This is a genomic window from uncultured Flavobacterium sp., assembly GCF_963925415.1.
In the GTDB taxonomy this organism is placed as follows: Bacteria; Bacteroidota; Bacteroidia; order Flavobacteriales; family Flavobacteriaceae; genus Flavobacterium.
In genome coordinates this window covers 1-10,670 of sequence record NZ_CAWUTS010000021.1, presented here as the reverse complement: position 1 = coordinate 10,670, position 10,670 = coordinate 1, and the positions used below count along the sequence as shown (strand labels likewise).

At 30.9% G+C, this 10,670-nt stretch carries 14 protein-coding genes; 4 read left to right on the top strand and 10 right to left on the bottom strand.

Going from position 1 to position 10,670, the window contains the following annotated elements; translation table 11 throughout:
* From AABM47_RS01485 to AABM47_RS01455, 7 genes are all read right to left on the bottom strand, one after another.
* Positions 1–317: RHS repeat-associated core domain-containing protein (locus tag AABM47_RS01485; RefSeq protein WP_338409150.1), on the bottom strand; the 317-nt coding region annotated here is incomplete at its 3' end.
* Between the two features lie 394 nt (positions 318–711).
* Positions 712–1,482, bottom strand: coding sequence for a TerC family protein (locus tag AABM47_RS01480; protein ID WP_338409149.1), 771 nt, complete (start codon positions 1,480–1,482; stop codon positions 712–714).
* Between the two features lie 49 nt (positions 1,483–1,531).
* Complete coding sequence (locus AABM47_RS01475; protein WP_338409148.1) at positions 1,532–1,915, bottom strand: DNA topoisomerase IV; 384 nt, start codon at positions 1,913–1,915, stop codon at positions 1,532–1,534.
* A gap of 13 nt (positions 1,916–1,928) precedes the next feature.
* Positions 1,929–2,156, bottom strand: coding sequence for a DUF6095 family protein (locus AABM47_RS01470; RefSeq protein WP_338409147.1), 228 nt, complete (start codon positions 2,154–2,156; stop codon positions 1,929–1,931).
* A gap of 10 nt (positions 2,157–2,166) precedes the next feature.
* Positions 2,167–2,979: an N-acetylmuramic acid 6-phosphate etherase gene (gene murQ / locus AABM47_RS01465; protein WP_338409146.1), complete on the bottom strand. Its 813-nt coding sequence runs from the start codon at positions 2,977–2,979 to the stop codon at positions 2,167–2,169.
* Positions 2,980–3,085: 106 nt separating this feature from the next.
* A complete protein-coding gene (locus tag AABM47_RS01460; RefSeq protein WP_338409145.1) occupies positions 3,086–3,808 on the bottom strand; it encodes a ZIP family metal transporter in 723 nt (240 codons plus the stop codon).
* Positions 3,808–4,602 carry a class I SAM-dependent methyltransferase gene (locus AABM47_RS01455; protein ID WP_338409151.1) on the bottom strand — a complete coding sequence of 265 codons (795 nt, stop codon included), beginning with the start codon at positions 4,600–4,602 and terminating at the stop codon, positions 3,808–3,810. Before AABM47_RS01455 ends, AABM47_RS01460 begins: the two co-directional genes overlap by 1 nt.
* A gap of 131 nt (positions 4,603–4,733) precedes the next feature.
* Between AABM47_RS01455 and AABM47_RS01450 the strand changes: the two genes are divergently transcribed.
* Both AABM47_RS01450 and AABM47_RS01445 read left to right on the top strand, forming a co-directional pair.
* On the top strand, positions 4,734–5,912 hold the full coding sequence (locus AABM47_RS01450) for a THUMP domain-containing protein (RefSeq protein ID WP_338409144.1): 1,179 nt from the start codon (positions 4,734–4,736) through the stop codon (positions 5,910–5,912).
* A gap of 23 nt (positions 5,913–5,935) precedes the next feature.
* A complete protein-coding gene (locus AABM47_RS01445) occupies positions 5,936–6,169 on the top strand; it encodes a hypothetical protein (RefSeq protein ID WP_338409143.1) in 234 nt (77 codons plus the stop codon).
* Between the two features lie 37 nt (positions 6,170–6,206).
* Here the strand turns inward: AABM47_RS01445 and AABM47_RS01440 are convergent, their stop codons facing one another.
* Genes AABM47_RS01440 through rlmD form a run of 3 tightly spaced genes read right to left on the bottom strand, consistent with a single transcriptional unit; the run spans position 6,207 to position 8,836 of the window.
* On the bottom strand, positions 6,207–6,914 hold the full coding sequence (locus AABM47_RS01440; protein WP_338409142.1) for a DUF6048 family protein: 708 nt from the start codon (positions 6,912–6,914) through the stop codon (positions 6,207–6,209).
* A complete protein-coding gene (locus AABM47_RS01435) occupies positions 6,895–7,392 on the bottom strand; it encodes a DUF6452 family protein (RefSeq protein WP_338409141.1) in 498 nt (165 codons plus the stop codon). Before AABM47_RS01435 ends, AABM47_RS01440 begins: the two co-directional genes overlap by 20 nt.
* Before the next feature lie 31 nt (positions 7,393–7,423).
* Entirely contained in the window at positions 7,424–8,836 is a 1,413-nt protein-coding gene (rlmD, locus tag AABM47_RS01430) for a 23S rRNA (uracil(1939)-C(5))-methyltransferase RlmD (RefSeq protein ID WP_338409140.1), read from the bottom strand.
* Between the two features lie 138 nt (positions 8,837–8,974).
* On the opposite strand from rlmD, the gene pyrR reads away from it, so the two are divergent.
* Both pyrR and AABM47_RS01420 read left to right on the top strand, forming a co-directional pair.
* Positions 8,975–9,514 (top strand): bifunctional pyr operon transcriptional regulator/uracil phosphoribosyltransferase PyrR, encoded by a 540-nt coding sequence (gene pyrR, locus AABM47_RS01425; RefSeq protein WP_338409139.1) that lies wholly within the window; start codon positions 8,975–8,977, stop codon positions 9,512–9,514.
* A gap of 45 nt (positions 9,515–9,559) precedes the next feature.
* Positions 9,560–10,489: an aspartate carbamoyltransferase catalytic subunit gene (locus AABM47_RS01420; RefSeq protein WP_338409138.1), complete on the top strand. Its 930-nt coding sequence runs from the start codon at positions 9,560–9,562 to the stop codon at positions 10,487–10,489.
* Positions 10,490–10,670: the final 181 nt, after the last annotated feature.

The window sequence follows — 10,670 nt, the reverse complement described above, 5'->3', positions numbered from 1 at the left end:
GCATCAACCTGTTTACCGTTTGGATCAACTAATCTTACCGGATTCTGATAACAATACCCATAAGTGTTATGATTAAATGAATTGAGAACTCCACCATTATGCTGTCCATCAATATAATGCTCATCTTCAAAAATTGGGTTATAACCACTTAGTGGGTCAACACTCGCCCAAATACTCAACCTTGCATCGTAGTATCGTGCTCCGTAGTAGTAAAGTCCACTTTCCTCATCCAGTTCTTTACCATTAAACTTATACGGTGAATTATGTGAGTTTTTATGCTCTTCAATGAACGTTTCTCCAAAAGCGAAGTATTCCATGTGTTGGGATACCTCACCCACAAAGTTAGTAATATAGTTTGAACTACCCAAATGATCGGGTATTTCAATGCACTTTTATAAACCCAAAAACCACATCTTTTACAATGTGGCTTTTTTATTTTTATTATGCCAAGCCAAAAAACAATTACATTTTTTTTTAATACTTTAAACAACCGCTTTTATTTAGTGGGTACACGAAAGGATTCGTGCACAAGCGGTTTTTTTTTTCTTTTTAAAATGAAAAATTTAACACTTTTTAGTTGTTTTTAGTCATAGAATGCGGGAGCCTTTACTTTGCATTAGATTAAAAATAACTAAATTTATTAAAGGAAAGCAGAGGTGAACTAGCACACTCCGAGCGCTTGGTCAGTAAATGGTGTGATTGTTTTTTATGTTATTTTTTCTTTCTCATATTCATGTTTATAAATTCAACAGCTAACGAAAAAGCAATGGCAAAATATAAATATCCCTTTGGTACTGCACCAACATGTTGACCTGCTAATTCAGCGTTTGACAAGTGCATGCTTTCTGTCATTAGCATAAAACCAATTAAGATTAAGAAAGCCAATCCAAGGATTTGAATAGATGGATTTTTGTTGACAAAATTTCCGACAGGAACTGCAAAAAGCATCATAATTCCAACCGAAATTACTACAGCTGTTATCATAATAATTAAAGCACCTTCGACACCGTTTGTCATTCCAACTGCGGTTAAAATACTATCTATAGAAAATATTATATCAATCATTAATATTTGTATAATAACACTACTAAAATTTGCTTTTGCAGAAGTTTTCATTACTTTTTCTTCTTCTCCTTTATGATCTACTTTTTCATGAATCTCTTTGGTGCTTTTATAGATTAAAAATAATCCACCTAATAATAAGATTAAAGCTTGACCCGTAATTTCGGCAGAAAACCAACCAAAATCAAAGCTAAACCATGGAGCTTTCATGGCAATTAAAAGCGTAATTCCAAATAAAAGAGCAATTCGCATAAACATCGCTAAAAACAATCCAATTTGTGTAGCTTTTTTTCTTTTTTCTTCGGGTAGTTTACCTGTTACAATTGAAATAAAAATGATGTTATCAATGCCTAAAATAATTTCTAAAAAAGTCAAGGTTAATAGGGCAATCCATGCATCTGGGTTTGAAAGTAGTTCCATTTTTTTGGTTTAGTTGTATATCTGTTGAATGTTTAAATTGTATGGGGTTTTAATCTTCTAATTTATAAACGGTTCCTTTTTGTTTGTTTTTTTCGCCTACATAATTATATTCAAAAGTATACGCGTTTTTTAAAGTAGTTAAAATTTTTACTTGAACAGCTTTGCGTTCTGCTTTGTTCTTTGGTTGGCTGTTTTTTATAACATATTCACAATCATTTGTCCAACGAACAATATATGAGTCTGTTATTCCTTCAAAAGTTTCAATTTGAACGCTATCATTTCGTTCAAATGTGGTTGTAAATTTTTTTTCATCAATCATTATTTCCGACTTAAATTTACCTGTTTTAAAGTCACTACATTTGCGTTCTTGGTTGTAGCACGATGCAAATAAAAGAGTTATACTTAATACAAAATAACTGATGTGTTTTGGCATGAATTTCATTTAATTATTTATTTCCGTCAAAAAGACTTTTCATTATAGTATTAAAACCTTTAAACATACAAAAAATTGCTGCGGCACAAAATATTATACCTACACCCAAAACTACTTCGTAATAGGGGTTATTTTGATTTTTAAAAGCACTATTTATCACAACTGGACCCGTAAATATAAGGGGTAAAGCGCCTGATAAATATTGAATTCCTTTGATTAGTATTTTTTTATTTGTTGGCATAATTTGCAGTTTATAATTGATGATTCTCAACAGCTTTTCGAACACTGCCATATTCTTTTAGTAAGGCTTCAGCTTTTTTGTAATCTACGTCAATTTCTTCCATAATCATTTTTATGCCTCTATCAACTAATTTGTTGTTGCTCAATTGCATATCAACCATTTTGTTTCCTTTTACTTTTCCTAGTTGAATCATGGTTGCAGTAGAAATCATGTTCAAAACTAATTTTTGAGCCGTTCCTGCTTTCATTCGGCTGCTTCCCGTTACAAATTCGGGTCCAACCACAACTTCTATTGGAAATTTTGCCACTTTTGATAATGGACTTCCTTGATTACAAGTAATACAAGCTGTTGTAATGTTATTTTCGTTGCATTTTTTTAATCCTCCAATTACATATGGAGTTGTTCCAGAAGCTGCAATTCCAACAACGACATCTTTATCAGTAATTTTGCATGCATTTAAATCTTCCCAAGCTTGTTTTGTGTCGTCTTCAGCGTTTTCAACAGCTCTTCTAATGGCTGTGTCTCCACCAGCAATTAATCCAATTACCATATCAAAAGAAACTCCAAAAGTTGGTGGACATTCCGATGCATCTAAAATACCTAATCGTCCCGATGTTCCAGCTCCAATGTAAAATATACGTCCGCCTAATTTTATTTTAGCCACAATATGTTCTACTAATTTTTCAATTTGAACTAAGGCCTTTTGAACCGCTAATGGAACTGTTTGGTCTTCATTATTGATGTTGGTAAGTAAATCTGAAACCGACATTTTTTCTAAATGCTGGTGTTTTGATGTTTGCTCAGTGGTTTTTGTAAAATGCATGGATATTAATTACATTGTTGTAAAGTATCAAAGTTACAACGTAATTTGATAAAATATCTAGAAATTTGTTGATAAATATACAAGTAGACAATAAGCAACAAAATTACTATATAAAAACAGCCAAAGAGATTCCTAAAATAATTACGATAAGCTTAGCTAAATTAAATTTATGTCCTTCGCTGCTTTCAAAAATAATTGTAGATGAAATGTGGAATAAAATTCCAATTACCATACCTGAAATTTGTGTGTAATATTCGGTTAAATAAGTTAAATTTAATGAAATAAAAGTTCCAACAGGTGTCATAAAAGCAAAAACGAACATGAAAAATAAAATTGCTTTTTTGTTGAGTTCTGCATGTATAAAAAAAGTTGTCAAAATTATAGCAATAGGAAAGTGGTGTATGGCAATTCCGTAGGCTAGTTCGTTGTGATTGCTAATGGGCATTCCTTCTAGTAAAGCATGTAAGCACAAACTAAAAAACAGCAACCATGGAATAGTGCTCATTTTTTCGTGGCCGTGAACATGTCCGTGTTCAGCTCCTTTTGAAAAGTATTCTAAAATAATTTGAAAAACAATCCCAATCATTATAAAAAGGCCAATTGAGCTTGTTCCATGCATTATACCTTCATGATTATGCCCTTCGTGTAAGAGGTTGTTTGCCTCATAAACTTCAGGTAACAAGTGCATAACGGTTAAAGAAAGTAAAAAAGCACCACTAAAGGCTAACAGTAGTTTTAAGTTTTTTTTATTTTTAGGTTGAATAAAAATAGCAATCAAATAGCCTAAAATAACTGAAAACAAGGGAAACAAATACATTGAGTAATTCATTATTTAAAAATCATAATTAAACGTTCTGATTGATTTTTGTAAAAAGGTTGCAATTTATAATTACCAAAAATATCCAATAAATATATTTCAGCTTCTTCCATCATACGCTCAAAATCTGCTAAACGTAATGCCTGAACACGTTCTGTAAAATGAAATTGTTTTCCTTCATCTTCAAAACTTATTTCTTTATATATATAATTATCTTTTACATATCTTTTGATGTGAAAATCGATATCATCGACTTTTTTAATTTCTTGAGATACTAAATTTTCAATTACATAATCTACATTCATAAAATCAATACAAGCAAAACCATATTCTGTTAAACTGTTTCTTATGGCTTTAAGCGTTGTAAGATTGTCTTCATCATTTTTAAAATAGCCAAAACTGGTAAATAAGTTAAAAATTGCATCATACTTAATTTCAAAAACATCTCTCATATCATGCACTTTAAAATGCAGTGTAGCGTTTTCAGATTTGGAAGCTTCTGTTATACTGTTTTCTGATAAATCGGCACCAGTTACATCATAACCTAATGAATTTAAATATACAGAATGACGCCCTTTTCCACAAGCTAAATCTAATATTTTTGAGTCTTCGGGTAAGTTTAAATAATGGGTTAAATTATCCATAAAAAATTGCGCTTCATTGCAATCTCTATCTTTATATAAAATGTGATAATACTTGGTATCAAACCAGGAAGCAAACCAACTAGACGTTTGAGGGTTGTTGATCGAAGAGTTTTGACTCGAAAGCTCTGTTCGATCAGAAGAAGTATTGTTGTTTTCTGACATTAATTCAATATTCATTTGATTCAAGTGCCAAATTTAGTGTATTTTTGCTGAACTTATTCCAAAATTAAGATTGTTGTATTTGATTTATGTTTTATTTGGAATTTGATAATTAATTTTTGGAATTTTTATAGATGGAGAATAACTTTAAAATGGTAGCCAAAACCTTATTTGGTTTTGAAGAATTATTAGAGAAAGAATTAACACAATTAGGTGCTCAAAACGTAAAAGCAGGTACTCGTGTTGTTACTTTTTATGGTGACAAAGGATTTATGTATAAAGCTAATTTAGCATTGCGTACAGCTTTAAAAGTATTAAAACCTATACATGAGTTTAAGGCTTTTAATGATAAGTCTTTGTATGATGGAATTCAACGAATTGATTGGAGTAACTATTTGAGTCAGCATCAAACGTTTGTTATAGAAACAACTTTGCACTCAGAGCATTTTAACCACAGTCAATTTGTAGCATTAAAATCGAAAGATGCTATAGTAGATCAGTTTAGAGATAAAACAGGAACACGACCAGATATTGATAAGGATTTTCCAGATGTCAAAATACACGTACACATTGATAGAGATCTGGTTACTGTTTCCTTAGATACATCTGGCGAATCGCTTCACAGAAGAGGTTATAAAACAGCCACAAACATTGCACCCATAAATGAAGTTTTAGCAGCAGGAATGTTGTTGTTATCGGGCTGGGATGGTACAAGCCATTTTATTGATCCCATGTGTGGTAGTGGAACAATTTTGGCCGAAGCAGCCATGATAGCATGTAATATTCCTGCAAATATCAATAGAAAAGAATTTGCTTTTGAAAAGTGGAGCGATTGGGATAGTGAGTTGTTTGACAAAATTTTAGAATCTTTATTAAAAAAAACACGTGATTTTCATTATACAATTACAGGTTACGACAAAGCTCCAAGTGCTGTTGTAAAAGCTATAGATAATATTAAAAATGCAAACCTAGATGAGTTTGTAAAAATAAGAGAGGCAAACTTTTTTGAAACAGAAAAACAAACAGAAGGCCCTTTACACATGGTTTTTAATCCACCTTATGGGGAACGATTAAATATTGAAATGGAACGCTTTTATCGAGAAATAGGAGATACATTAAAAAACAGTTATTCCAATACAAATTCGTGGTTGATAACTGCAAATTTAGAATCTTTAAAGTTTGTTGGCTTACGACCATCTCGAAAAATTAAATTATTTAACGGAAAGTTAGAAGCCCGTTTTGTAAAATATGAAATGTATGCAGGAAGCAAAAGAACAAAGTTTCAAATTGACACTGAAGATTCGTCTTTATAAAATTTAATAAAAAATAAAATATTATGAGTAAAAAAACTAAAGCTTTTTTATACAACCTTTTAGGTTTTACACTTTTTTATGTGGTAACATACTTTACTGTAATGTCTTTTGGTGTGTTACAAGGATTGTGGATCGCCTTTGCCAGTTTTATAACTTCAACTCTATTAGCACCAAAATTTCAAGTGGTTAAATCAAATGAAGGCGATAAATTATTTATGAAATGGGTTTTTGTAAAAGGATTAAGAGAAATTAATTAATTTTTTTAAGCTTAAATAGCAGTTAAATTGTGTTTCGCTATTTAAATTTTGAATCTAAAGGCTGTGTTTTTTTATTTTTTTTATAAATAGGAACCATATAACTCAAGTTGTAAGAAAAGCCAGTTCCAAATTTACCATCATAGGTTTTATTAAAACCAGGGATAAATAAATTGTCAAATGTGTTTGGTTTTTTATTGGAAACTAAATAATTTAATCGAAGAGAGAAACCAACATATAAATTGGTAAATACTTCGGCTTTTACTCCGCCTACAACTTCAATCCATTGTGCATTTAACCCTTTAAATTGCTCACCAGAAGTTATGGTGTTTACTCCGTAGTAATTTGTAGGTTCGTATATTTTATAAGTATTTAAGGTATGTTCAAAAGCACTTACGCCATAACGCATTCCTATAAAAATCATGTTTTTCATATCCAACCAATTTTCATACGAATTGAAATCAAATCCTACTTTAAAATAGCTTCCTTTGGTTGTAAAATTAAAACGATCATCATCAATTGTTTTGTTTTCATTTCCAAATTCTCCTGCAACATAAAACTTGTGAGAAATTCTATAATCGCCCACAAACTCTAACCCTTCATAATCTTTATCATAAAATGATTTGGACAATCGATGCAAATCAATCCCAACTCGAAAGCCATATTTTTCTTTAATAGAATCATTTTTTTGGCAAATTCCTTTTGCTGAAAAGCAAAATAAAATTAGACTAAAAATATATTTTGACATGTGTTTCATTTTCATTTTCTATGTTTGAATCTATAATTTCAATGCTTTTTATCCAATTAGTTGTTGGTACCACTAGGCCATCGGTATCATTTAAAACATATGTGGTTTTGTATCCACAAGCTCTAGATATATAAGTGTTTTTTCTAGTATAATTGAATGTAACGGTATCCAAAACATCATTTGTAGTATCATCATCACTTCCGTTTAAAACAAAGTTTAGAGTAGTTGTATCTTGATTAGATCGCAAAGGGATAGCTATACGACTAAGCGAATTAAACGAATAACCCGATACAAATGTTGGATCTGCTATTCCAAGATAGGTAATTTGTGACAATTCTGTTGGATTGTTATAGTCATAAAATTCTATTATAAGACGGGGTGAAGTTAAAGTGTCACCCGAACAAATATCGTCTTTTTCACATTTTAAAAGCAAAAAAGACATCAGTAATATCAATATTATTAGTATGTATTTTTTCATATTCATTTCAATTACAAAATCTATGTATGTGTTATCTTTTTTCTAAAAGCACAACATTTTCTACATGATGTGTTTGTGGAAACATATCAACTGGTCGTACTCGAGTTACTTTATAGGTTTCGTCCATCAAAGCTAAATCTCTAGCTTGTGTGGCACTGTTACAGCTTACATAAACTACTTTTTGAGGAGCAATTTTTAATATTTGGGCTACAACATCTTTATGCATTCCATCTCTTGGGGGGTCTGTTATAATAACATCTGGTTGTCCGTGTTGAGCAATAAAATCATCATTAAAAACATTTTTCATATCACCTACATAAAACTCACAATTGCTAATATTATTGCGATCAGCATTAACTTTTGCATCTAATATTGCTTCAGGAACAGACTCTATACCGATTACTTTTTTAGCGTTTTTAGAAACAAATTGAGCTATAGTTCCTGTTCCAGTGTATAAATCATATACCAATTCATTGCCTGTTAAGCCGGCAAAATCTCGCGTAATTTTATATAACTCATAGGCTTGATCTGAATTGGTTTGATAAAAGGATTTAGCATTAATACTAAAGTGTAAGCCTTCCATTTCTTCTAAAATATGATCACGACCTTTGAACAATTTGACCTCTTGATCATAAATTGTATCGTTTGGTTTGCTGTTAATAACGTATAACAAAGAAGTAATTTCAGGAAAAACTTTTGCCAAATGATTCATTAACAAATTTCGACTGCTAGTATCATCTTCAAAAAATTGAATTAAAACCATTATCTCACCAGTTGATGCCGTTCTTATCATTAGTGTTCGCAATAAACCTTCATGATTTCTAGGGTTAAAAAAAGTTAAGTTATGAGTATTAGCAAAATCTCTAACTTCATTTCTAATGCTATTTGAAGGATCTTCTTGTAAATGACATGTTGAAATATCTAAAATTTTATCCCACATTCTTGGAATGTGAAACCCTAAAGCATTTTTGTTGTCAAACTCAACTCCAGATTGAATTTCTTGATCGGTCATCCAACGCGAATTTGAAAAGCCAAACTCCATTTTATTTCTATAAAAAAATTGCTTTTTGGATCCTAGTATAGGCTCAAAATTGGGTAAATCTATTTTCCCAATGCGTTTTAAATTATTATAAACTTCTTGATTTTTGTAAAACAGTTGTTGGTTGTAGTTCATGTTTTGCCACTTGCAACCACCACAAACACCAAAATGTTGACAAACAGCTTCAATTCTATGTTCTGAAAAGGAATGAATTTTTATGGCTTTTCCTTCATAGTAAGCTTTTCGTTTCTTTAAAGTTTGTATATCAACCACATCACCAGGCACAACATTAGGTAAAAATATTACTTTTCCATCGGGTGCTTTTGCTACTGAAACGCCTTTTGCTCCTGCGTCTAAAACGGCTATGTTTTCAAAAATTATTTTTTCTGTATGTCTTTTTCCCATGCCACAAAAATATAAAGATTTTCTGGTTTTTAGTTAAAAGATTATTAGATTATTAGAAATAAGAATAGATCATAATTTCAAAATTTCAAAATATCAAAAAAAATATGTATTTTTACAAATTAAATACAATACCACATTATGAGTCAAAAAGTATTGCTCACTGCAAAGGAAGTCAATATCATACTTCATCGTTTGGCTTGTCAGTTAATTGAAAAGCACCTCGATTTTTCAAATACAATTCTTATTGGTATTCAACCAAGAGGTTCTTTTTTAGCAAATAGACTTGCAATAATTTTAAAAAACGATTATCACATACAAGATTTAAAGCTGGGGTTTTTAGACATTACTTTTTTTAGAGATGATTTTAGAAGAGGAGAGAAACTCTTAGAGGCAAATAAAACTGAAATGAATTTTGTTATTGAAGACAAAAAAATTGTTTTTATTGATGATGTTCTTTATACAGGACGAAGCATTCGTTCTGCCTTAACTGCCATTCAGTCTTTTGGAAGGCCAGCTGAAATAGAACTGTTAACCCTAATAGATAGACGATTTAGTAGACACTTACCCATTCAGCCTGATTATAGAGGAAGACAAGTTGATGCTATTAATGACGAAAAAGTGGTGGTTCATTGGCAAGAAAATGACAAAGAAGATGCTGTTTATTTGCAAAGAAAATAAAGCACACAAAATAAGTATTAGACGTAAGACAAACAAAATAAATAAATGAAAGAACTATCAGTAAATCATTTACTAGGCATAAAATACATCAACAAAAACGATATTGATTTAATTTTTGAAACGGCAGATCATTTCAAAGAAATCATTAACCGCCCTATAAAAAAAGTACCATCCTTAAGAGATATTACTATTGCCAATATCTTTTTTGAAAATAGTACACGAACTAAATTATCTTTCGAATTAGCTCAAAAAAGACTATCAGCTGATGTGATAAGTTTTTCTGCCGCTCAATCTTCAGTAAAAAAAGGTGAAACGTTAATTGACACCGTTAACAACATTCTTTCTATGAAAGTAGATTTAGTTGTTATGAGACACAACAACCCTGGAGCAGCTCATTTTTTGGCCAATAATGTAAAATCAAGTATAATAAATGCAGGAGATGGTGCGCACGAACACCCTACACAAGCTTTATTAGACAGTTATACAATTCGTGAAAAGTTGGGTGATGTAGGAGGTAAAAAAGTAGTTATTGTGGGAGATATTTTACATTCTAGAGTTGCATTGTCAAATATATTAGCACTAAAAATGCAAGGAGCAGAAGTTAAAGTTTGCGGCCCCAATACATTAATACCAAAGCATATTGAATCGCTTGGAGTTTCAGTAGAACCTAATTTAAAAAAAGCGCTGGAGTGGTGTAATGTTGCAAACATGCTTCGTGTACAAAATGAACGATTAGATGTTAATTATTTTCCGTCAACACGCGAATATACACAGCAATATGGTTTAGATAAAACGTTATTAGATTCGTTGAATAAAGAAATAATAGTAATGCACCCGGGCCCTATAAATAGAGGTGTAGAAATAACGTCTGATGTAGCAGATTCTAAACAATCGGTTATATTAAATCAAGTTGAAAATGGAGTAGCCATTCGAATGGCTGTTATTTATCTTTTGGCGAGCAAGATTAAGCATTAAAAAAAAATGAAATTAGAACTTAAAGGTCATACAGCAATAATTAAAGAAACGAAAGGTACTTTTTTTCAATTTATTGAAAACGTATGTCAACAATATAATTACTATAAAGAGCAAAATCTAATTTTAGATTTATCAAATTTTGAAAATCTAACAATTATAGATTTAAAAGAAGCTAAAAATT